Here is a 20385-nt window from a genome sequence, read left to right on the forward strand (position 1 = left end):
TTGCGGCGGGGCCTGCCCGATTGCGGATGACCGGCTGTGCGGGCGCGTTCAGATGGGCGCGTTCAAATGGGCGCGGGCGCGGGCCTTTCGTGGGCGGTTTTCCTCGCGGGGGGGGCGGCCTGACGGAAAACCTGTTTTGTCTCACAGCGGAGGCTGGCATAGTGTCCAGGATGTGCAGAGCCATTACGCGTCTTCGCATAAGCTATTTCACAAGGAGCCACAGATGCAGCGTTTCATTACTTTTTCCGCAGCGGTCCTGCTGATGGGCAGCTCGGTCGCGGCGGTGTATGCCGATGTCGCAGATCCGACGGTCAAAGCCTGGCAGGACGGAATGAAAGAGCTGCGTCAGTCGTCCAATATTCTGGGCGATATGGCCAAGGGCAAAAGCAGCTTTGATGCCGAGATCGCGGCCTCTGCCGCTTCGGCGCTGAAGGAAGAGGCCAAGAAGGTGGCGCCTTTGTTCGAAGCCAAGGCCACGGACCCTGAATCGGAAGCCAAATCCAGCATCTGGGACAACTGGGAGGCCTTCACCTCTCATGCCACCGATCTCGAGGTCGCCTCGGCGCAGATGGACACCTCGTCTCTGGCGGGCGTGCGGGAAGGGATGCAGGCGGTTGGTGCGGCCTGCGGCGGCTGCCATAAGCAGTTCAAGGAATAACCGTGCCTCTTGCGGGCGGGGTTTTGGCCCTGTCCGCAAAGGCCCTGTCCGCAAAGCTGTCGGCCCCGCAATGGGCCGCAGGAGCCGTGCCGCCCGTGTCCGGCGTCACGGGCGGGTCGGATTGGCAGGCCGCAATCCCGCCAATCCCGCAGATCGCGCCAAGATGCGCGACGCGCATTCTCAACCGCAATCTACGTTATAGACATTGCCTGCCTCGTCGAGGCGGAAGACGATCCGATGCGGTTGGTAAAGCTGGTCTTCCACACCGCGCCATTCGACCACGCGGTATTTCGTGTCACCAAGCGGCAGGGTCGAGACGACGCTGCCCGGCTGGCCAAGCACATAGGAATAGGCTTTGGCCCCGCAGAGATCGGGCTCGCGCTCGTTCAGCCCGTCGGCGGAATTTTCCGGCTGGATCAGGGCTTGAGCTGATTCGGGGAGGATCGGGGTCGGGGCCAGTTCTTGTTGGGAAGGCTGGCAGGCGGCCAATAGGCCAATCGCTGCGAAGGCGTAAACTCGGGTCAACATGTCGCTCTCTTGCTTGTGTTTGCGCGCATTGTGCCTCAGGTTCGGATAAAATTCCATATGACGGAGAAGGCCAATGAGAACCCGTGCTGCTGTTGCACTAGAGGCAGGTAAGCCCTTGGAAATTATGGAAGTGGAGCTTGATCCGCCGAAGAAGGGGGAGGTGTTGGTCGAGATCAAGGCCACGGGCCTGTGCCATACGGATGCCTTCACGCTCTCGGGCGCGGACCCCGAGGGGCTGTTTCCGTCGATTCTCGGCCATGAGGGCGCGGGCGTCGTGATCGAGGTGGGTGAGGGCGTGACCACGCTGAAACCGGGCGATCACGTGATCCCGCTCTATACGCCCGAGTGTCGCGAGTGCCCCTCCTGCCGCTCAGGCAAGACCAACCTGTGCACCGCGATCCGCAATACCCAAGGTCAGGGGCTGATGCCCGATGGGACGACGCGCTTCCATATGCTGGATGGCACGCCGATCTATCACTACATGGGCTGTTCGACCTTTGCCCAGCATACCGTGATGCCGGAAATCGCGCTGGCGAAAGTGCGTGAGGACGCGCCTTTCGACAAGATCTGCTATATCGGCTGCGGCGTGACCACCGGCATCGGTGCGGTGATCAATACCGCAGGTGTCGAGATCGGCTCGACCGCGGCAGTGTTCGGCTTGGGCGGGATCGGTCTGAACGTCATTCAGGGGCTGCGGATGGCGGGAGCCGATATGATCATCGGCGTCGACCTGAATGATGACAAGGCCGAAATGGCCAAGAAGTTCGGCATGACGCATTTCGTAAATCCCTCGAAGATCGAGGGCAGCGTGGTGCAGGAGATCGTCAATCTGACCAAGAAGGGCGATGACCAGATCGGCGGCGTGGATTACTCCTTCGATGCGACGGGTAACGTCAAGGTTATGCGCGATGCGCTGGAATGTTCGCATCGTGGCTGGGGTGTGTCGGTGATTATCGGCGTGGCGCCTGCAGGGGCCGAGATCTCGACCCGTCCGTTCCAGCTGGTCACCGGCCGCGTCTGGAAGGGCACCGCCTTTGGGGGCGCCAAGGGCCGGACCGATGTGCCGAAATTCGTTGACTGGTATATGGATGGTAAGATCGAGATTGATCCGATGATCACCCATGTTCTGAAGCTGGAGGAGATCAACCACGGCTTCGACCTGATGCATGAGGGCAAGTCGATCCGCGCGGTCGTGCAATACTGAGGTCGGTCTCTGCCGACGGGAAGCAGGGGGCGCTCGCGCCCCCTCTTTGCGTTTCCCGCAAATTCACCCCCTGAGGATATTTCTAGCAGCTGGAAGCAGGCGTTCCGAGATAGCGGCGGAGCGCTTCGGGGGGGTGGGACAGGAGGCCCTTTGTGGGCTGTGGTGGCTCGGCGTGGCTGTCGGCCACAAGGATCGTTTGCGGGCAGAGTTTTTGCGCATCTTCGGGGTCATGGGTGACCATGAGGATGGTGAAATCATGGTGTCTGGCGAGGGTTTCGGTGAGGTGGAGCATCTCGGTTTTCAATGCGGGGCCGAGGGCTGCGAAGGCCTCGTCGAGGAGGAGGAGGGGGCGGTTGCGCAGGAGCGCGCGGGCAAGGGCTGCGCGACTTTGCTGACCGCCCGAGAGTTCGGCGGGGCGGCGGGTGCCCAGATCCTGCAGGCCCGTGGCGGCAAGGACGTTTTCGATGCGCTGGTGATCTTCGGGCGAGAGGCGCAGGCGCGGCGAGATTCCGAGGCCGAGATTTTGCGCGATGCTGAGATGGGGGAACAGGTTCTGGTCCTGAAACAGGATCGAGAGCGGGCGTTTGCCCGGCGGGATCTGGACAAGATCCTGCCCCTGCCAGAGCACACGTCCCCGTTCCGGCGCGAAGAGGCCGGCAATGGCGGCAAGCAGGGTGGATTTGCCCGCGCCCGAAGGCCCGATCAGTGCGGTATGCTGGCCTTGTTCGATGCTCAGGTTGGCCTCGAGGTGCCAGTCGTTTTGCGTCAGGCGCAGGTTATCGAGGGTCAGCATGATGTCCGATCCGGTCGAAAAGGGCGAAGAGCCCGAAGGTGAGTGTCAGAAGCAATGTGGCGGCGGCGGCGGCCTGATCCAGCCGGTAGCTGCCCATCAGCTGGAAGATCGCCAGCGGCAGGGTGCGGGTCTGGCCATCGGAGAAGAGCGTGATGACACCCAGATCGCCCATCGAGAAGGCGCAGGCCAGCCCTGCGGAAAAGCCCAAGGGGCGGGCGAGGCGGGGCAGGGTGAGCCGCCGCAATTTGGCCCATCCGCTTAGGTCCAAGGACGTGGCGAGCCGGTCGTAATCGGCTTGCAGGGATTGGATTTCGGGCAGCAGAAGGCGGGTGATGAAGGGCAGGGACAGCGTGGCGTTGACCACCAGTGTGACCGGCACGAGGAGGCTTGTCGGTGCGGCAAAGGGCTGGATCAGCAGGAAAAGTCCTGTGCCCAGCACCAGCCCCGAGGCGGCCAGTGGCAGCATGGCGGAGCCTTCCGCCCAGCGATGGCGCGGGGCCGCCAGTGCCAGAGGAAGGGCCAATGCCAGCGCCAGCACGGTGGAGCCGAGTGCGATGGTCAGCGAGGTGGCCGCGGCTTTCCAGACCATAAGGGGCAGGGCCGGAAAGGCGGGCAGGCCACGCCAGAGGATCAAACCGATGGGCAGCAGAAGAAACAGTGCGGCAAGGACGATGATGGCTGCATCGCCCGACCGTTGCCAGAGGCTTGACGGGCCATAGAGAGTGGGGCGGTCCAGCCCTGCGCCGAAGCCCGTGGGGGCCGAGATCTTGGCCCCGATCCCGACGGCCAGCACGCAGAGCGCGACCTGCACCAGCGCGAGGCTTGCGGCGCGGCCTGTATCGTAATCGAAGCGGAACGCTTGGTAGATGGCCAGCTCGACCGTGGTGGCCGAGGGGCCTCCGCCCAAGGTCAGCGCAACGGCGAAGCTGCCCAGACAGACGAGGAAGATGGCGATGAAGGCGCCGGGCAGGGTGGCGCGCAGCATCGGGGTTTCGATGTGGCGGCGTCGGGCGGGGCCGTCGAAATCCAGCATCATGGCAAGGCGCAGGCGTTCGGCGGGGATGGCCTGCCAGCCTTGCAGCACCATGCGGGTGGCCAGTGGCAGGTTGAAGAACACATGGGCCAGAATGACCCCATGCGCGCCATAGATGGCCATTGTCGGCAGACCGAGCGCGCCGAGCGCCTGATTGAGCAGCCCGCTACGGCCGAAGACCGCCAGCAGTCCCAGAATGGCGGCGATGACCGGCAGGATGAAGGGCGCACCAAGTGCGGTGATCAGCACGCTGCGCCCGATAAACCGCCGCCGCGCAAGCGCCCGCGCCAGAGGCACCGCCAGCACACAGGAGATCAGCGCCGACGCCGCCGCCTGCCAGAGTGTGAACCACAGCGCCTGCAGGTCCGACCCGCGCAACCCCGTAAGACCGCCCCCGTGCAGGGCGGTCATCAGGATCGGCCCCAGCACCAGAAGCGCGGGGACCAGAGCGACGCAAGCCGCAATCAGCGGAACGCGGCGAGCCATTCGTCCAGTGCGGGCTGGCGCAGGGCCTCGGCCTCGTCTTCGCTATAGAAGATGGTCTTGTTCGGGCGCGGCAGGCTGGCGAATTCGGGCGGCAGGAAGCCTTCTTTGATGATGGCCGGATAGGACCAGTTGGCGGTGGCGATCATCCCCTGGAAATCATCCGACAGCACGTAATCCATGAAATCCTGTGCCAGTTCGGGATGTTTGGAGGTTTTCAGCTGCCCCACCAGCTCGGCCATGAAATAATGGCCTTCCGGGAAGATCGCGGCGGCTTTGGTGTCATCATGCTCGGCGATGATGTGATAGGCCGGCGATGTGGTATAGGACAGCACCATATCCACCTCGCCATCCGTGAAGAGGCCGTAGCTTTCCGACCAGCCGGGGGTCACGGTCAGCACTTTGGGTTTGAGCTTGGCCCATGCTTCGGGCGCGCGATCGCCATAGACGGCCTTGACCCAGAGCAGCAGCGCCAGCCCCGAAACGGACGAGCGCGGGTCCTGGATGGCGATCTTCAGATTATCGGGGGCATCCAGCAGTTCCTCGAAGCTTTTCGGCGGGTTTTTCAGCTTGGTCTTGTCATAGACAAAGGCGGTTTCGCCCCAGTTGAACGGGATGAAGGTGTCATCGGTCCATTTGATCGGCAGGGTCAGGCGCGAATTGTCTTCATGCGAGGGCGCAAAGAGGCCGGTCTTGCGGGCACGGGCGGTTTGGTCGGTATTGAGGCCGATCACGATATCCGCTTTGGTCTTGTCGCCTTCGAGCATGAGGCGCGAAAGCACGTCACCGGCCACGAATTGCAGGTCGCAGCCGCATCTGGCCTCGAACCCTTTTTCGATCTGCGGGCCGGGACCCCATTCCGAGGTGAAATAATCGGGCGCATAGACCGTGAGAACGGGCAGGTCTTCGGCCTGAGCGCCGCCGGTCGTGGCTGCCAGAAGGGCTGTGCCCGCCACAAGGCGAAGGGCCGTAAGGGGTCGTTTCATCTATGCTCCTCCAATCCGCAGGGGAAGGAGGGCGCGACAGTCCCGTGACCTTCCCTCCGCCGGTGCTAGCCGGTTCAGGTTCGACGGGTTCGCCTTTGGCATCTCAGCCGGACCAAACCGGCACCCCGAGGTGATAGGGCTGTTCTAGTGCAGGGGCCGCATTCGGGCAAGCGCCCCCTGCCGTGTCGTACTGGCCGCTCAAACCGGAGCGCGCCGCTTAATGCGGGCGGGCCAGATGGGCCAGTTTCTCTTCGGCGGCGGGGTCGATGCCCAGATCGTCATCCGCGGTGCCTGCAAGAGGGTTCTCGTAGGTGGCGATGTCAAGCTGGCCTTCGGTTTTGGCCACAATGGCGGTCACCACGGCATCCCCTGTGATATTGACGGCGGTGCGGATCATATCCATCAGCCGGTCAACGCCCAAGATCAGCGCGATGCCCTCGATCGGCAGGCCGACCTGTCCCAGCACCATCGTCAGCATGACAAGCCCCACGCCGGGCACGCCTGCGGTGCCGATCGAGGCCAGAACCGCCATAGCGATCACGGTCAGGTAGCCGGTCAGCCCCAGATCGATGCCGTAGACATTGGCCAGAAAGACCGTGGCCACACCCTGCATGATCGCGGTGCCGTCCATGTTGATCGTGGCCCCGAAAGGAATGCAGAACGACGCCACCGAATTGCGCGCGCCCATACGCTCGGTCACGCAGCGCAGGGTCACCGGAATGGTGGCATTCGAGGAGGCGGTCGAGAAGGCGAAGATCTGTGCCGGACGGATCTTGCGAATGAAGGTGATCGGGCTCAGCCCCGAGAACAGCTTCAAGATCACCATCAGCGTGACAAACAGGTGCAGCAGAAGCGCGCCGGTCAGGGTCAGCACATAGGCCAGCACCGGCAGGAACAGGTCGATCCCCTGTTCTGCGAAGGTCTTGGTGATCAGGCAGAACACGCCCAAAGGCGCGAAGGCCATGACGATGGAGACGATCTTCATCATCACCTCGTTCATATATTCACAGCCCTCGACGAATTTATCCGATTTCTCGCCCAGCATCAGCACTGCCACGCCCAGCACGATGGTATAGAAGATGATCTGCAACATCTCGCCGCTGGCAAAGGCCTGAACCGGATTGGTCGGCACGATCGAGGCGAAGACATCCCAGACCGAAGGGGCCGTTTTGGCACTAATGCCCGAGGTGTCGATGCCCTCCATTGTGAAGCCTTGGCCCGGCCCGACAATCTTGGCGATGAGAATGGCGATCGCGATGGCGATGGCGGTGGTCACGATATAAAGCCCGAAGCTTTTGCCGCCAACACGCCCCAGCACGCGGATATCGCCGATCCCTGTCACGCCGCAGATCAGCGAGAAGAAGACCAGCGGCACCACCAGCATTTTCAGCGCGTTGACAAACATCTTCCCGATCATCGCGAGAAGGCCGCCGGTGATATAGGTCGAAATGAAACCGGATTGGATCTGGTTGAAAATGACCCCCAGAACGATGCCCGCGCCCATCGCAACCATGATCTGCGTCGTCAGTGATACGCGTTTATGAACCATGCAACACTCTCCCCCTTTGTGATGCTTTCAGTCTGCCTATAGGTGATCGGCCCGGGCGAGGCCATTAAAACCCAAGCATGCCCATCATGATATCTTCAGCCCTGATTGCCTAGAGGGGATGCAGTTGCTACATCGGTGCCGGGCTTTTATGCAGGCTGGAATCGACCGCCGCAGGAGCTTTTGCCGGATCTGGCGCGCATAACAGGGAGATGCCTCATGTCGTATAATACCTTCGGACATCTGTTCCGCGTGACCACTTGGGGCGAAAGCCACGGGCCGGCGCTTGGTGCGACGGTGGATGGCTGCCCTCCGGGGATCGAGATCTCGGAAGAGTTCATTCAGGTCTTCCTTGACCGCCGCCGTCCGGGCCAGTCGAAAGAAACCACCCAGCGCAAGGAACCCGATGCGGTGCGTATCCTGTCGGGCGTGTTCGAGGGAAAAACCACCGGCACCCCGATCCAGCTGATGATCGAGAATACCGACCAGCGGTCGAAGGATTACGGCGAGATCGCCCGCCAGTTCCGCCCCGGTCATGCCGATCTGGCCTATTTCCAGAAATACGGCATCCGCGATTACCGTGGCGGCGGACGGTCTTCGGCGCGGGAAACGGCGGCGCGGGTGGCGGCAGGGGGTGTCGCGCAGGCCGTGCTGCGCCAGCTGGTGCCCGATCTGAAGATCACCGGCTATATGGTGCAGATGGGCGTGAAACATATCAACCGCGCGCGGTTCGACGAAGCCCAGATCCTGCAGAACCCCTTCTTCATCCCCGATGCGGATGTGGTCGATGAATGGGCCGATTACCTGCAGGCGATCCGCAAGCAGCATTCCTCGGTCGGCGCCAAGATCGAGGTGGTGGCCACCGGCGTTCCCGCAGGGCTTGGCGCGCCGATCTATGCCAAGATGGATACTGATCTGGCGGCGGCGATGATGTCGATCAATGCCGTGAAAGGCGTCGAGATCGGCGAGGGCATGGATGCCGCCAATCTGACCGGCATCGAGAATGCCGACGAGATCGTCATGGGCGAGAACGGGCCGGAATATCTGACCAACCATGCCGGCGGCATCTTGGGCGGGATCACCACGGGCCAGCCGGTTGTGGTGCGCTTCTCGGTCAAGCCGACCTCGTCGATTCTCACCCCGCGCCGTTCGATCAACCTTGATGGCGAGGCGGTCGAGGTGGTGACCAAGGGCCGTCATGATCCTTGCGTGGGTATTCGGGCCGTGCCTGTTGCCGAAGCGATGACAGCTTGTGTCATTCTGGACCATCTGTTGATGGACCGTGGACAAACGGGCGGGATTCGGGGTGAAGTCGGTAAATAAAACTTTACCGCATCCATAAATATTATAATCCTCGCATTATTACGGGCCTTTGCCTGATTGTGGGGATTATTATGTCTTATATTCTGGGGAGCTCTGCGGCTGACGAGATCACCGCCGGTTTTGTTGATGCGAATGGGGTGACGCTCGATTACACGGGCAGCGCCACTTGGGAAACCTTTCTCAATATCTGGGCAGGTCGTGGCAATGACCGCGTGACCGGTGTGGAGGGGCGCACCATCGTTCACGGTCAGGCCGGAGACGATTATCTCTCGGGCAGCAATCTGGTTGCGACGCCCAGCCTCGACCATTTCTACCCCCAGCTTTTTGGCGATGAGGGCAATGACACGATCGAAGGGTCGGGGAATGTGCTGTTCAACGGCAATGCGGGCAACGATACGATTACCTGGTCCGGTCAGGGCTATGCGTCCTTGTCGGGCGAGTATGGCGATGATGTGATCACCGCCAATATGACGGCAGTGGGGGCCGAGTCTGCGCGGATCTTCACCGGACAGGGTGCGGATACCGTCAATATCACGCTGGGCGATAATGATACGGCCTCGGTGTTTCTGGCTGAAACCGAGGCCGCAGCGGATGTTGTCAATGTTACCTCCGATATCGATGCCGAGACGGGTGGCCTTGTCGATTTGGGCAGCGATTTCGACCCCTCGATGGACACGCTTGTTGTGAATGGTGTGACATATAGCGGCGACGATCTGTCGGCATTGGTGGCCGATCCCGAGAATGCGGAAGGGGTCGATATCAGCAGCGCGACCGAATATTCGGGGAATTTCACCTATCTTGCGTTCTCGGGGAACGATGAAGGGGGGCCGGTGACCATCCGTTTGTCTTCCGACATTTTCGCCGATGAGGAATCGAGCGAGGAGGCCGCGACCGATCCGGGCGCGGGCACTGGTGAAGAGGCGACCCTCTCGGACAATCGTGTCGATGGCACCGAAGAGGCGGATTTCATGCAGGATCTCTATGTCGATGCCGATGGCGATTCGACAGCCGATACGGTGCGGATCAACGGCTTTGGGGGCGATGATTACATCCGTGTCAAAAGTGGTCTGTCGCATGTCATCGGGGGCGGCGAGGGCAATGACAGCCTGTATGCGGTCAGCGGCGAGCATCATCTGGCCGGTGAGGCAGGCGATGACCTGATCGTTGGCGGCAATGACACCTGTCTGCTGGAAGGCGGCAAGGGGGATGACACGCTTGTGGGGTATCTCGATCACGGGGCCGATCACGTGATGCATCTGGGCAAGGGCAATGACGTGGTGGATTTGCGCGGCGCTTCCGATACGGCGACATCCAATGTGACGGTCACGGATTTCCGTTTCGGGGAAGATGTGCTGATGTTTGATGGCGAGGCGGTCGATTTCTCGGCTCTGCCCGATGACGTCTCCGGCGCGGATGACGAGGATGGCAATCTTGTCCTGTCGTTCCATGATGATGATAGCGTGACCCTGCAAGGCCAGTCGGTTGCCTCCATGCAAAGCTATGGTGCAAAGTTGCAGGCCGCCAAGGACGCGCAACTGGCGGATGGCTGGTCCGATGACAACGAGGCCGAAGATGACAGCGCCGCCTGGGCCGAGCTGGAAGACGAGAGCACCGAAGCGCAGGCCGATGCCTCTGACAGCGAGGAGAGCACCGAGGCACTCGATGAGACCACGAGCGAGACCCAGACCGCCGCGGCCGATCTTGCCGATATCCCGACTGTGCCGGTTGCCGAAGATGGCGATACCGAGGACGAAGACGAGGACGAGGCACTTGCGGATGCCTAAACGGCCCGCGTTTTACTGATCGGGAAGGCCGCCCCTCGGGGTGGCCTTTTGAGATGGGTCGCCATGAGATTCGCAGCCTCGCCCGTTGGTGTCCTTCTTTCGGACATGCGGCGGATGCCGTGCCTTGCGGATATCGCCCCTGCGCAGGATGTGGGTCGGGCGGTGGCCTATCGCGCCGGCATGATAGGCTTTGGAGACACGGCGGCGGATGGCTTTTCTTGCCCGTCGAAGGGACCCGCTTCCCCTTCTGAACCGTTCTGTCTATCATGATGGAAAGAAGGGGACCTTGATGACGCATTCTCCGAAACAGCCTGCCATGGAAACATGTATCCGCCGAGGGCGGAAATTCGATCAGGTGCTCGAAGGGGCGCGCAAGGTGTTCTTGCGGGACGGGTTCGAGGGAGCCTCGGTGGATGACATCGCCCGCGAGGCAGGGGGCTCCAAGGCGACCCTTTACAGCTATGTTCCTGACAAGCGCTTGTTATTTATGGTTTTCGCCCAGCAGGAATGTGCCATGCAGGCGCAATCCAGCATGTCTCCGATGGAGGCGATGGACGCGCCGATCGAGGTGGTCCTGACAGGGGCGGCAGAAAAGCTGACAACCTATATTTTCTCTGATTTCGGGCGGGATATCTTCCGGATCTGCGTGGCCGAAGCGGAGCGTTTTCCCGAGGTCGGACGGCAGTTCTACGCCACCGGCCATGTCGTTGTCTGCGACAAGCTAGTGGGCCTGATGCGCCGCGGCGCGGAGCGCGGCGAGTTGAAGATCGAGGATTTCGACTTTGCCGCCGAGCAGTTTCTGGAACTGTGCAAGGCCAATCTGCATGCCAAGATCGTCTTCGGCCTGCCGGAGATGCTGACCGAAGACTGCCGCCAGCGCACCGTCAAGGAGGCCGTGGCGATGTTCATGGCGCGCTATGGCACCAAATGCCATTGCCAGACAGAGGGCGGCGCCTCCTAAGCGCGGTCGCGCACCTGAATGTGGTTCCCTTCGCCCTTGCGCACCTCGAAGCGGCCCGTCTGGCGGATCAGATCCGACAGCTTGGCTGCGCCATAGGTGCGGGTGTCGAAATCGGGATTGGCCTGTGTGATGAACTGACCGATCTGGCCAAGGGAATACCACTCCTCTTCCAGCCCGATCCGTTTGATCGCAGCGGCAATCAACGGAATGGCCTCCTTGGCGCCCAGTTTTTCGACGGGGGCGGGACGGGGGGTGATATCGGTGGGCTCGGGGGATGCGGTCTCGCCCAGATTCTCGACATAGATGAAGCGTTTGCAGGCATTGCGGAAGGCCTCGGGGGTCTTTTTCTCGCCGATGCCGAACACATCCAGCCCCTGTTCGCGGATACGCTGGGCAAGGCGGGTGAAATCGCTATCCGAGGACACCAGCACGAACCCGTCGAACCGCCCCGAATGCAGGAAATCCATCGCGGCAATCACCAGCGCGATATCCGAGGCATTCTTGCCCTTGGTATTGGCAAATTGCTGGTCCGCGACCAGCCCCAGAACATTGGCCTTCTTGGCCCAGCCGCCCAGTCGTTGGGCTGACCAGTCGCCATAGATCCGGCGCACGCTGGCCTCGCCCAGCCCCGAAATCTCTTCAAAAATCGCTTCGGCATGGGCGTGGGGCATATTATCGGCATCGATCAGAACGCAAAGGCGGGCGGTGCGGTGAAGCTCGTGGCGTTGGGTGTCGGGCATGTGATCCTCTTTTGCCCCAAGCTAGCGCATTCTATCGCAAAGGAAAACGCGCCCCGAAGGGCGCGTTTCAAGAAGAGGCCGGTTCTAGTCCGGAATATTCTCTTTGTAGTCATCATGACGGAACCGGTCTTTGAACGGTGCCCAGAGCCGCTTGTTTGTCAGGTAGAGCAGCACGGTCAGCAGCGACAGCAGCAGTACCGCCACAAAGCCCCACTCCTTGCGATCCACCAGCTTGGGTTCGGCGGCCCACATCAGGAAGGCCGCGACATCCTTGGCCATCTGCTGGGTCGTGGCGGGCGTGCCGTCCTCGTATTCGATCAGATCGTCCGAAAGCGGCGGCGGCATTTGCAGATAACCCGTCGAGAAGACGTGGTTTTCATAAAGCACATTGCCGGCGGTTTCGGTTTCTTCTCCGGTATAGCTGGTCAGCAGCGAATAGATATATTCCGGTCCGCCCATACCTTGCACGAATTGTGCGATACCGGTGCCGTAGGGCCCGTGGAACCCCGCCCGTGATTTCGCGATCAGCGACAGATCCGGTGCGCCGGCATCCACCACGGTCGGGAAATGGTCGGTTTCCTTGCGCGGGCGTTCATCGTCGAGTTCGGGGTCGTAGATCGACATTTCGGCGGCATAAGCGCGCACCCAATCGGGGTTCATGCCCAGCCCGTCCTTGTCGGAGAGCGTGCGCAGCGCCACATATTTCAGCCCGTGACAGGCCGAGCAGACCTCGCGATAGACCTGAAACCCGCGACGCAGCTGTTGCTGGTCATATTTGCCGAACGGTCCTTCGAAGCTGAAGGCGATATCGGTGACATGGCCGCCCTCATTGGCATTGGCCGCGCCAAAGCTAAGCCCCAAGGCAGCGATGGCAGAGATCAGAAGGGTTTTCATCTTACAGGCCCCTTTCCGCGGCATCAGGGCCGTAATGGGCGTTGAAGTCATCCTCGATGGTGGCGGGGGGAAGCGTCGTTTTCTCGATACGGCCCAGCACCGGAAGGATCACGAGGAAATAGGCAAACCAGTAGGTGGCCCCGATGAGCGAGATATAGGGGTAGATCCCGTCGGTCGGCATTGCCCCCACCCAAGTCAGCACCACGAAGTCGATGGCCAGCAGCCAGAACCAGAATTTGAAGGCGGGCCGGAACATGCCCGAGCGCATCTTCGAGGTATCGAGCCACGGCGCCAGCACCATCACGATGATCGAGCCGAACATGGCGATCACCCCGAAGAACTTGGCGTCGATGAAGCCCATGGTCAGCCAGTTCACCAGCATCACCACCCAGACATCGGCGGTGAAGGCGCGCAGGATGGCGTAGAAGGGCAGGAAATACCATTCGGGCACGATATGGGCGGGCGTCGCCAGCGCATTGGCCTCGATATAGTTATCGGGGTGGCCCAGATAGTTCGGCATAAACGCGACAACCGCGAAGAAAATCAGCAGAACCAGTGCCAGCGCGAAGAGATCCTTGATCACGAAATAGGGCCAGAAGGGCAGGGTGTCTTTCTTGGCGTCTTCTTTCGAGGTGCGGCGCACTTCGACCCCGGTGGGATTGTTGTTGCCGGTGGTATGGAAGGCCCAGATATGCAGCGCGACAAGGGCGGCAATCACGAAGGGCAGCAGATAGTGCAGCGAGAAGAAGCGGTTGAGCGTCGCATTATCGACCGCCGGTCCGCCAAGCAGCCATTCCTGGATGGACGGGCCGATCCCGGGGATCGCGCCGAAGAGGCCGGTGATCACCGTGGCCCCCCAGAAGGACATCTGCCCCCAGGGCAGCACATAGCCCATGAAGGCCGTGCCCATCATGCACAGATAGATGATCATGCCAATGATCCACGTCACCTCGCGGGGCGCTTTGTAGGACCCGTAATAGAGGCCGCGGAAGATATGCAGATAGACCGCGAAGAAGAAGAGCGAGGCACCGTTGGCATGCAGATAGCGGATGAAATAGCCGCCATTCACATCGCGCATGATATGTTCCACGCTGGCGAAAGCGAGGCTGATATGCGGCGTGTAATGCATCGCCAGAATAATGCCGGTCACAATCTGCAGCACCAGACAGAAGGCCAGAACAATCCCCCAGATCCACCACCAGTTCAGGTTCTTGGGGGTGGGAATCATGATGGTGTCATAGACCAGTCCAACGATGGGCAGGCGAGAATGTAACCATTTCTCGAACCCCGATTTGGGTTCGTAATGATCATGGGGAATGCCGGACATAGGTTCCTCCCTCAGCCCAGTTGAATGGTTGTGTCATCGGTGAACTTGGCCACCGGAATATCGAGATTGCGCGGGGCGGGGCCTTTGCGGATACGGCCTGCGGTATCGTAATGCGAGCCGTGGCAGGGGCAGTACCAACCGCCGAAATCGCCCGAGGCATTGCCGATCGGAACGCAGCCCAGATGGGTGCACACGCCCATCATCACCAGCCATTCTCCGGCCTCATCTAGCGTGCGGTTCTCATCTGCCGCATCGGCACCGGGTTTATTGGCGTTTTCGGCAGAATGGTCGATCAGGTCGTTCAACGGCACAGCGCGACCCGCCGAGATCTCGTCTGCCGTGCGGCGGCGGATGAAAACCGGTTTGCCCCGCCATTTCACCGTGATCTGGGTGCCCTGTTCGACCCCCGAGATATCGACGAAAATCGAGGACATGGCCTGCACATCCGCCGAGGGGTTCATCTGGTTGATCAATGGCCAAGCCGCCGCACCGGCGGCCACTGCCCCCGTACTGGCGGTTGCAAAATAAAGGAAGTCCCTCCGGGTACCTTTTTGTTCGTCTGAGTGGGACACGCGTTCCTCTCCCTTGCCTAGACTGTGCTGTGCCTGCTTTCTGCCTGTCCGCCGACCCGACCGGAAGAAGAAAGGCGCAAGCGCCCGATCCTTTCCTGTCATGCGGACACGGGAAAACAGACCGATGCCCTTAGACTGGAACATAAAGTTCCGCCTTATAGCATCCGATACACAGGCAAGGGAGCGGGCCGCATTGATATAGGTCAAGCAAATGTGAAGACCGTGTCGGGCACGGTTTTGCGGTCACAGCCGGACGGGCCGCGTCTAGTCGGGCGTCAGCATATAGCCCAGGCCGCGCACGGTTTGTAGATAGCGTGGCTCTTTCGGGTCGCGTTCCAGCTTGCGGCGCAGGCGGGTGATCTGCACGTCAATGGCACGGTCGCCCGAGGTCTCGTCCGAGGCGGGACGGTCGCGCGACAGCTCGTCAATCAGATCCGCGCGCGAGACAACATCGCCCGGATGGGCGGCAAAGATTTTCATCAGGGCCATCTCGGTGGCTGTCAGGCGGACGATTTCCTCGCCATCCCACAGCTCGCCACGGTCCTGATCATAGCGCAGCCCGCCCAGATGCAGGAATTTCGGCCCTGCCGAGGTCTCTGCCGGCACCCGCCGCAAGATCGCATTGATCCGTAACAGCAATTCGCGCGGCTCGAACGGTTTGGCCAGATAGTCATCGGCCCCCGCCTCCAGCCCCTCGATGCGGTCGCGCGTCTCGCTGCGCGCTGTCAGCAGCAGAACCGGAGTGCGGATCTTTTTGTGCAGGTCGATCGTCAGGCTGATCCCGTCTTCGCCGGGCATCATGACATCCAGCACGATCAGGTTGAACTCCAGCCCGTCCAGCAGCCTGCGCGCATGCGCGGCATCGCGTGCCGTAGTCACGATAAACCCGTTCCGCATCAGGAACTTGCGCAGCAGAGAGCGGATGCGCTCGTCATCATCGACGATCAGAAGATGCGGGGCTGCGGGATCATAGGCCATCAGCTATTGTCTTTCATGGTCTGGAACTGCTTTTGCAAGTCGTGATCCATCATCGCCTCTAGTACCTGCCGGAACCCCTGCACAGCCTGAGGCCCTGCCTGCCGGTAGGCGGCGCGCATTCGGGTGCGCTGCGCATCCGAAATCTCGCGTTCCAGAGCCGAGCCTGTGTCGGTCAGGTACAGATGCCGCTCGCGCTTGTCCTTGCGGCCCACGCGGTTATCGACAAGCCCGTCCTCGATCAGGGTGCGCAGCACACGGTTGAGCGATTGTTTGGTCACCCCCAGAACCGACAGCAGCGCGGTCACCGTCAGGCCCGGCTGGCGGTTGATGAAATGCAGCGCACGGTGATGGGCGCGGCCATAGCCATGTTTGTCCAGAATCCGGTCGGGATCTGCCGTGAAGGCACGATAGGCGAAAAACATCGCCTCGATCCCTTTGCGCAATTGCTCGTCGGTCAGAAACAGCAGGGTCTCGCCGCCCTGAGATCCGATTTCCGCCATGTCTCACCTCATTTTTGACGAGTTTACGTCAACGATGTTGACTTTCCAAGAATCGATTGCTAGCGAATTCTCATCATTTCTGTAATTTTGTGGCTGATTTGGGCCTAATTTTGCAATATTCAAAAAAGAAGGCTGGTGTGGCTGCTGCATATGATGATCGCGATGGCAAGATTTGGGTAGACGGCCAGCTGGTCGAGTGGCGCGAGGCGAAGGTGCATATCCTGAGCCACGCCATGCATTATGCCTCTTCGGTTTTCGAAGGGGAGCGCTGTTATAACGGCAAGATCTTCAAATGCCGCGAACATTCGGAACGGCTGATCCAGTCGGGCCGCCTGATCGATATGGAGATCCCCTATACGCCCGAAGAAATCGACGCGGCCAAATATGCCGTGCTTGCGGCCAATGGCTGGAGCGATGCTTACGTGCGGGCGGTGGCCTTTCGGGGCGCGGGTCTGGATATGGGCGTGTCGGCGGCCCGTAATCCGGTGCAACTGGCGGTGATCGCGTGGGAATGGGGCAGCTATTACGGCGAGGCCAAATGGGACGGCGCCAGGCTCGATATCGCGAAATGGGCGCGTCCCGACCCGCGGACCATTCCGGTGCAGGCCAAAGCCTCGGGGCTTTATATGATCTGCACCATGTCCAAACATGCCGCCGAGGCGAAGGGCTGTTCGGATGCGTTGTTTCTCGACTGGCGCGGCAATGTGGCCGAAGCCACCGGGGCCAATATCTTTTTCGTCAGGAATGGCGAGATCCACACGCCGCTGGCCGATTGCTTCCTCAACGGGCTGACCCGTCAGACCATTATCGGGATGGCGCGCGAGAAGGGGATTGTGGTGCATGAGCGCCGGATCAATCCGCTGGAGCTTGCCTCGTTCGAGGAATGTTTCCTGACGGGCACGGCGGCAGAGGTCACGCCGGTGGCGCAGATCGGCGATATTACCTTTACCGTCGGCCCGATGGCGCGGGCGCTGTCGGAGGGCTACGAGGCTTTGGTGCGCCGCTAGGGTCTGCGGGGCATAACAGAAAAGGCGCACTCTGGCAGTGCGCCTTTTGGCTTTGTTCGGCGGCAGCGGCTTAGACAGACCCGAGGCCTTCATGTTCGATCCGCAGGAAGTGGCTCAGCCTTGGCTGGTCGCTGGATTTGCGCGGGCGTTGCAGCAGGGCGCGGGTATTGCGTGCCATCTGGCCATCATGGTCGATTTTCAGAAACCGGCGGTAACGGCTGTCATCGCTCCGGTTCGGAGCGCGGTCAAGAATATGCTTTGTCATGTGAGGGTCCTCCTTCCCCGACAAGAGCATAGCATGGAATAGGTCCGCACCGGAATTATTTTTAATCTTGCTTGATCAGAGGGAAACCATCTTTGACCTTATCCCTGCGGGGTCTGGGCCTTGCGCTGGCGGTCGCGTTGTAGCCCCAGCTGCCGTTCGCGCCAGATGATGAGGATACCGGCAAAGATGATCACGGCGGCTCCGGCCAGTGTCAGGGTGGTCGGAATTTCGGCAAAGAACACAAAGCCGATGATCAGCGCGAAGAGCATCGAGGCATAATCGAAAGGTGCCACAATAGAGGCGGGCGCAAAACGGTAGGCCGAGGTCAGCAGGATCTGCCCCACACCGCCCAGAAGCCCCGCCACGATCAGCAGCGCGGTATTGGTGGGGCTGGGTATGACCCAGCCAAAGGGCAGGGTGATCAGGGAAAGCAGCGTCGAGGTGATGGTGAACCAGAAGACGATGGCCGAGGTGCGCTCGGTATGCACGATCTTGCGGATGAACACTTGCGCGAGGGCGGCGCAGAGTGCCCCCGTCAGCGCCATCATCGCCCCGAGCGCCTGCCTGTCGGAGGTGTCTCCCACATGGCCCAGATTGGGATAAAGCACGATCAGCACCCCCACCAGCCCCAGCCCGACCGTGCTCAGGCGGAACAGCCGGACCTCTTCCCCCAGAAACATCGCGGCCAGAATGACCACCAGAAGCGGGGTTGCATAGGTGATGGCGGTCAGTTCGGGAAGGGGCAGAAGGCCAAGCCCCGCAAAGTTCAGCGCCATGGCGGCGGTGCCCGCGATCCCGCGCCAGAAATGGCCCATCGGGCTGGCGACCTGAAAGCCCACGCGCAACTGCCCGCGTAGCGCCAGCCAGCCGACGATCACCGGAATCGCGAAGAACGACCGGAAGAAGACCGTTTCACCGGCGGGCACCTCATCGGCGGCGGCCTTGATCAGCGAGGACATCACGATGAAGGCCAGCACCGATCCGAGCTTCAACAAGATCCCCGTCAGGGCGGAGGGCGGCGCGTCAGGTGTGTCGGGCATGGAGATCTGTCCTTCGGATGCTAAGCTTGGCTAGCATGGCTTGGTAAGCCGCTCCAATGCCCAACTGGCCGCATCCGCCACAGTTTCATCGGGGTCCTGCGTCAGGGCGCTGGCTTGCCTAATAAATGTGCTCTGGCCGGAGTTTCCCATTGCGTAAAGCACATTGCGCACCATCCGGTTGCGCCCGATCCTTTTGATGGGCGAGCCCGAGAACCGTTCGCGGAAGGCTGCATCATCAAGGGCCGCCAGTTCTGCCAGATCAGGGGCGCGATGGGAGCCATGATAGCGCATCTCGCGCGCGTCTGCCGCGAATTTGTTCCACGGGCAGGCGGCAAGGCAGTCGTCGCAGCCATAGATCCGGTTGCCCATCATGGCGCGCAGGTCTTCCGGCACGGGGCCTTTATGCTCAATCGTCAGATAGGACACGCAGCGCCGCGCATCCAGTTGGTAGGGCGCGGGAAAGGCCTTTGTCGGGCAGGCATCCAGACAGGCGCGGCAAGACCCGCAATGGCTGCTGTCAGGCGCATCGGGTGCAAGGGGGATCGTGGTGAAGATCGCCCCCAGAAAGAACCACGACCCCAGATCGCGCCCCAGAAGATTGGTATGTTTGCCCTGCCAGCCCAGACCCGCCGCCTGCGCCAAGGGTTTCTCCATCACGGGAGCCGTATCGACGAAGACCTTGATCTGCGGATCGATGCCCTGCTTTGCCGCCTCATCCATCAGCCAGCGCCCCACGCGCTTGAGCCGCTTTTTCACCAGATCATGGTAATCCTTGCCCTGCGCATAGACGGAAATCCCGCCCTGTTCGGGGTGGTTCAAGACCTCCAGCGGGTCGTGATCGGGGGTATAGGTCTCGGCCAGCATGATGACCGATTGCGCCTCGGGCCAAAGCGCATCGGGCGCACCGCGCCACTGCATGCGCTCTTCCATCCAGCCCATATCGCCGTGATAGCCCGCCTCGACAAAGGCGCGCAGGCGGCTCATGGCCTCGGGGATGGCATCGGGGCGGGTGACGCCCATCTTGGAAAACCCCTCGGCCAGCGCCTGTGCGTTCAGGCGCGCCTTGAGGGCAACGAGAGGATCAGAAGTCAAGCTCGGCATATTGCGGGCTGGGCCGCATCCCCGGAAGCTGATCGGCCAGAAGCGAGCGGAAGGCAGGGCGCGATTTGATCTTCGCGTACCAGTCCTTCACATTGCGCGAGCGGTTCCAATCCACATCCGAGATATAGTCCAGACAGCTCAGATGGGCGGCGGCGGTGAAATCGGCCAGAGACATCATATCGCCAGCCAGCCAGCGGCGCTCGTTCAGAAGCCAGTCCATGTAATCGATATGATATTTGATCGCGGCCAAGCCCCCCTTGACCGTGCGGCTGTCGGGATAGCCTTCCTTGCGGACCTTCTTCCAGACGCGCTCGTTCATGATCGGCCCGCTGACCTCTTCGTTGAACTTGTCGTCGAACCAACTGCACAACCGGCGCACTTCATAGCGCCCCATCGGGTCTTGCGGCAGCAGGCGCGGCTCGGGGGCGATTTCGTCAAGGAACTCGCAGATGGCCTGGCTCTCGGTCATCAGCATGCCCTCATAGCGCAGGATCGGCACTTTGCCAGCAGGGTTGCGGCGCATGAATTCGGGCGATTTCTCCCAATAGCGCTCTTCGACCAGCTCGACCTCCATGCGCTTTTCCGCAAGCGTCAGGCGCACCTTGCGGCAATAGGGCGATAGCGTCATGTGATAGAGCCGGTTCATCTTCACCTCTTGTGGC

The 20385-nt window shown here is 61.2% G+C and carries 22 protein-coding genes and 1 riboswitch; of the genes, 6 read left to right on the top strand and 16 right to left on the bottom strand.

The window, feature by feature from the left end; genetic code table 11:
- Positions 1 to 223 precede the first annotated feature (223 nt).
- Positions 224 to 658, top strand: a complete 435-nt coding sequence (locus WDB86_RS12050) for a cytochrome c (RefSeq protein ID WP_339108263.1) — start codon at positions 224 to 226, stop codon at positions 656 to 658.
- On the opposite strand, the gene WDB86_RS12055 is transcribed toward WDB86_RS12050, so the two are convergent.
- Positions 648 to 836: a hypothetical protein gene (locus WDB86_RS12055; protein ID WP_406736022.1), complete on the bottom strand. Its 189-nt coding sequence runs from the start codon at positions 834 to 836 to the stop codon at positions 648 to 650. The two genes, WDB86_RS12050 and WDB86_RS12055, sit on opposite strands and share 11 nt — an antisense overlap.
- Positions 837 to 838: 2 nt before the next feature.
- Entirely contained in the window at positions 839 to 1186 is a 348-nt protein-coding gene (locus WDB86_RS12060; protein ID WP_339108262.1) for a hypothetical protein, read from the bottom strand.
- Positions 1187 to 1259: 73 nt separating this feature from the next.
- Between WDB86_RS12060 and WDB86_RS12065 the strand changes: the two genes are divergently transcribed.
- Positions 1260 to 2390, top strand: coding sequence for an S-(hydroxymethyl)glutathione dehydrogenase/class III alcohol dehydrogenase (locus tag WDB86_RS12065; protein WP_339108261.1), 1131 nt, complete (start codon positions 1260 to 1262; stop codon positions 2388 to 2390).
- An 82-nt stretch (positions 2391 to 2472) separates the two neighbouring features.
- Here the strand turns inward: WDB86_RS12065 and WDB86_RS12070 are convergent, their stop codons facing one another.
- The 4 genes from WDB86_RS12070 to WDB86_RS12085 form a co-directional block, all read right to left on the bottom strand.
- Positions 2473 to 3183 (bottom strand): ATP-binding cassette domain-containing protein, encoded by a 711-nt coding sequence (locus tag WDB86_RS12070; RefSeq protein ID WP_406736023.1) that lies wholly within the window; start codon positions 3181 to 3183, stop codon positions 2473 to 2475.
- Positions 3167 to 4702, bottom strand: coding sequence for a thiamine/thiamine pyrophosphate ABC transporter permease ThiP (locus tag WDB86_RS12075; protein WP_406736024.1), 1536 nt, complete (start codon positions 4700 to 4702; stop codon positions 3167 to 3169). Before WDB86_RS12075 ends, WDB86_RS12070 begins: the two co-directional genes overlap by 17 nt.
- Positions 4681 to 5685, bottom strand: coding sequence for a thiamine ABC transporter substrate binding subunit (thiB, locus tag WDB86_RS12080; protein ID WP_406736025.1), 1005 nt, complete (start codon positions 5683 to 5685; stop codon positions 4681 to 4683). Before thiB ends, WDB86_RS12075 begins: the two co-directional genes overlap by 22 nt.
- A gap of 34 nt (positions 5686 to 5719) precedes the next feature.
- Positions 5720 to 5823, bottom strand: a riboswitch (TPP riboswitch).
- 79 nt (positions 5824 to 5902) lie between these two features.
- A complete protein-coding gene (locus WDB86_RS12085) occupies positions 5903 to 7234 on the bottom strand; it encodes a dicarboxylate/amino acid:cation symporter (RefSeq protein ID WP_339108257.1) in 1332 nt (443 codons plus the stop codon).
- A gap of 216 nt (positions 7235 to 7450) precedes the next feature.
- On the opposite strand from WDB86_RS12085, the gene aroC reads away from it, so the two are divergent.
- The 3 genes from aroC (at position 7451) to WDB86_RS12100 (ending at position 11299) form a co-directional block, all read left to right on the top strand.
- Complete coding sequence (aroC, locus tag WDB86_RS12090; RefSeq protein WP_406736026.1) at positions 7451 to 8554, top strand: chorismate synthase; 1104 nt, start codon at positions 7451 to 7453, stop codon at positions 8552 to 8554.
- 71 nt (positions 8555 to 8625) lie between these two features.
- The gene (locus WDB86_RS12095) at positions 8626 to 10338 is read left to right on the top strand and encodes a calcium-binding protein (RefSeq protein ID WP_406736027.1); all 1713 of its coding nucleotides are present in this window, start codon (positions 8626 to 8628) and stop codon (positions 10336 to 10338) included.
- Positions 10339 to 10627: 289 nt separating this feature from the next.
- Positions 10628 to 11299, top strand: coding sequence for a TetR/AcrR family transcriptional regulator (locus WDB86_RS12100; RefSeq protein WP_406736028.1), 672 nt, complete (start codon positions 10628 to 10630; stop codon positions 11297 to 11299).
- Here the strand turns inward: WDB86_RS12100 and WDB86_RS12105 are convergent.
- The 6 genes from WDB86_RS12105 to WDB86_RS12130 all read right to left on the bottom strand — a co-directional run bounded on the left by WDB86_RS12105 (position 11296) and on the right by WDB86_RS12130 (position 16310).
- Positions 11296 to 12039: an NYN domain-containing protein gene (locus WDB86_RS12105; RefSeq protein WP_406736029.1), complete on the bottom strand. Its 744-nt coding sequence runs from the start codon at positions 12037 to 12039 to the stop codon at positions 11296 to 11298. The genes WDB86_RS12100 and WDB86_RS12105 overlap by 4 nt on opposite strands.
- Before the next feature lie 84 nt (positions 12040 to 12123).
- Positions 12124 to 12933, bottom strand: coding sequence for a cytochrome c1 (locus WDB86_RS12110; RefSeq protein WP_339108252.1), 810 nt, complete (start codon positions 12931 to 12933; stop codon positions 12124 to 12126).
- Between the two features lies 1 nt (position 12934).
- Complete coding sequence (gene petB / locus WDB86_RS12115; RefSeq protein WP_339108251.1) at positions 12935 to 14260, bottom strand: cytochrome b; 1326 nt, start codon at positions 14258 to 14260, stop codon at positions 12935 to 12937.
- An 11-nt stretch (positions 14261 to 14271) separates the two neighbouring features.
- Positions 14272 to 14832: a ubiquinol-cytochrome c reductase iron-sulfur subunit gene (gene petA, locus WDB86_RS12120; RefSeq protein WP_339108250.1), complete on the bottom strand. Its 561-nt coding sequence runs from the start codon at positions 14830 to 14832 to the stop codon at positions 14272 to 14274.
- 264 nt (positions 14833 to 15096) lie between these two features.
- A complete protein-coding gene (locus WDB86_RS12125; RefSeq protein ID WP_339108249.1) occupies positions 15097 to 15810 on the bottom strand; it encodes a response regulator transcription factor in 714 nt (237 codons plus the stop codon).
- Positions 15810 to 16310, bottom strand: coding sequence for a MarR family transcriptional regulator (locus WDB86_RS12130; RefSeq protein WP_339108248.1), 501 nt, complete (start codon positions 16308 to 16310; stop codon positions 15810 to 15812). The genes WDB86_RS12125 and WDB86_RS12130 overlap by 1 nt, the downstream gene beginning before the upstream one ends.
- A 137-nt stretch (positions 16311 to 16447) precedes the next feature.
- Between WDB86_RS12130 and WDB86_RS12135 the strand changes: the two genes are divergently transcribed.
- Positions 16448 to 17317, top strand: a complete 870-nt coding sequence (locus WDB86_RS12135) for a branched-chain amino acid aminotransferase (protein WP_406721302.1) — start codon at positions 16448 to 16450, stop codon at positions 17315 to 17317.
- A 70-nt stretch (positions 17318 to 17387) separates the two neighbouring features.
- On the opposite strand, the gene WDB86_RS12140 is transcribed toward WDB86_RS12135, so the two are convergent.
- From WDB86_RS12140 to WDB86_RS12155, 4 genes are all read right to left on the bottom strand, one after another.
- On the bottom strand, positions 17388 to 17582 hold the full coding sequence (locus WDB86_RS12140; RefSeq protein WP_339108246.1) for a hypothetical protein: 195 nt from the start codon (positions 17580 to 17582) through the stop codon (positions 17388 to 17390).
- A 98-nt stretch (positions 17583 to 17680) separates the two neighbouring features.
- Entirely contained in the window at positions 17681 to 18622 is a 942-nt protein-coding gene (locus WDB86_RS12145) for a DMT family transporter (protein ID WP_339108245.1), read from the bottom strand.
- Between the two features lie 30 nt (positions 18623 to 18652).
- Positions 18653 to 19723, bottom strand: coding sequence for a tRNA epoxyqueuosine(34) reductase QueG (gene queG, locus WDB86_RS12150; protein ID WP_406736030.1), 1071 nt, complete (start codon positions 19721 to 19723; stop codon positions 18653 to 18655).
- The gene (locus tag WDB86_RS12155) at positions 19704 to 20369 is read right to left on the bottom strand and encodes a glutathione S-transferase family protein (protein ID WP_339108243.1); all 666 of its coding nucleotides are present in this window, start codon (positions 20367 to 20369) and stop codon (positions 19704 to 19706) included. The genes queG and WDB86_RS12155 overlap by 20 nt, the downstream gene beginning before the upstream one ends.
- Between the last annotated feature and the right edge of the window lie 16 nt (positions 20370 to 20385).

Source organism: Thioclava sp. GXIMD4215, assembly GCF_045291555.1.
In the GTDB taxonomy this organism is placed as follows: domain Bacteria; phylum Pseudomonadota; class Alphaproteobacteria; order Rhodobacterales; family Rhodobacteraceae; genus Thioclava; species Thioclava litoralis.

Bases quoted from the DNA above. Each gene is read 5' to 3' on its own strand.
- WDB86_RS12050 (WP_339108263.1), top strand. From the start codon at position 224: ATGCAGCGTTTCATTACTTTTTCCGCAGCGGTCCTGCTGATGGGCAGC.
- WDB86_RS12055 (WP_406736022.1), bottom strand. From the start codon at position 836: ATGCGCGTCGCGCATCTTGGCGCGATCTGCGGGATTGGCGGGATTGCG.
- WDB86_RS12060 (WP_339108262.1), bottom strand. From the start codon at position 1,186: ATGTTGACCCGAGTTTACGCCTTCGCAGCGATTGGCCTATTGGCCGCC.
- WDB86_RS12065 (WP_339108261.1), top strand. From the start codon at position 1,260: ATGAGAACCCGTGCTGCTGTTGCACTAGAGGCAGGTAAGCCCTTGGAA.
- WDB86_RS12070 (WP_406736023.1), bottom strand. From the start codon at position 3,183: ATGCTGACCCTCGATAACCTGCGCCTGACGCAAAACGACTGGCACCTC.
- WDB86_RS12075 (WP_406736024.1), bottom strand. From the start codon at position 4,702: ATGGCTCGCCGCGTTCCGCTGATTGCGGCTTGCGTCGCTCTGGTCCCC.
- thiB (WP_406736025.1), bottom strand. From the start codon at position 5,685: ATGAAACGACCCCTTACGGCCCTTCGCCTTGTGGCGGGCACAGCCCTT.
- WDB86_RS12085 (WP_339108257.1), bottom strand. From the start codon at position 7,234: ATGGTTCATAAACGCGTATCACTGACGACGCAGATCATGGTTGCGATG.
- aroC (WP_406736026.1), top strand. From the start codon at position 7,451: ATGTCGTATAATACCTTCGGACATCTGTTCCGCGTGACCACTTGGGGC.
- WDB86_RS12095 (WP_406736027.1), top strand. From the start codon at position 8,626: ATGTCTTATATTCTGGGGAGCTCTGCGGCTGACGAGATCACCGCCGGT.
- WDB86_RS12100 (WP_406736028.1), top strand. From the start codon at position 10,628: ATGACGCATTCTCCGAAACAGCCTGCCATGGAAACATGTATCCGCCGA.
- WDB86_RS12105 (WP_406736029.1), bottom strand. From the start codon at position 12,039: ATGCCCGACACCCAACGCCACGAGCTTCACCGCACCGCCCGCCTTTGC.
- WDB86_RS12110 (WP_339108252.1), bottom strand. From the start codon at position 12,933: ATGAAAACCCTTCTGATCTCTGCCATCGCTGCCTTGGGGCTTAGCTTT.
- petB (WP_339108251.1), bottom strand. From the start codon at position 14,260: ATGTCCGGCATTCCCCATGATCATTACGAACCCAAATCGGGGTTCGAG.
- WDB86_RS12125 (WP_339108249.1), bottom strand. From the start codon at position 15,810: ATGGCCTATGATCCCGCAGCCCCGCATCTTCTGATCGTCGATGATGAC.
- WDB86_RS12130 (WP_339108248.1), bottom strand. From the start codon at position 16,310: ATGGCGGAAATCGGATCTCAGGGCGGCGAGACCCTGCTGTTTCTGACC.
- WDB86_RS12140 (WP_339108246.1), bottom strand. From the start codon at position 17,582: ATGACAAAGCATATTCTTGACCGCGCTCCGAACCGGAGCGATGACAGC.
- WDB86_RS12145 (WP_339108245.1), bottom strand. From the start codon at position 18,622: ATGCCCGACACACCTGACGCGCCGCCCTCCGCCCTGACGGGGATCTTG.
- queG (WP_406736030.1), bottom strand. From the start codon at position 19,723: ATGCCGAGCTTGACTTCTGATCCTCTCGTTGCCCTCAAGGCGCGCCTG.
- WDB86_RS12155 (WP_339108243.1), bottom strand. From the start codon at position 20,369: ATGAACCGGCTCTATCACATGACGCTATCGCCCTATTGCCGCAAGGTG.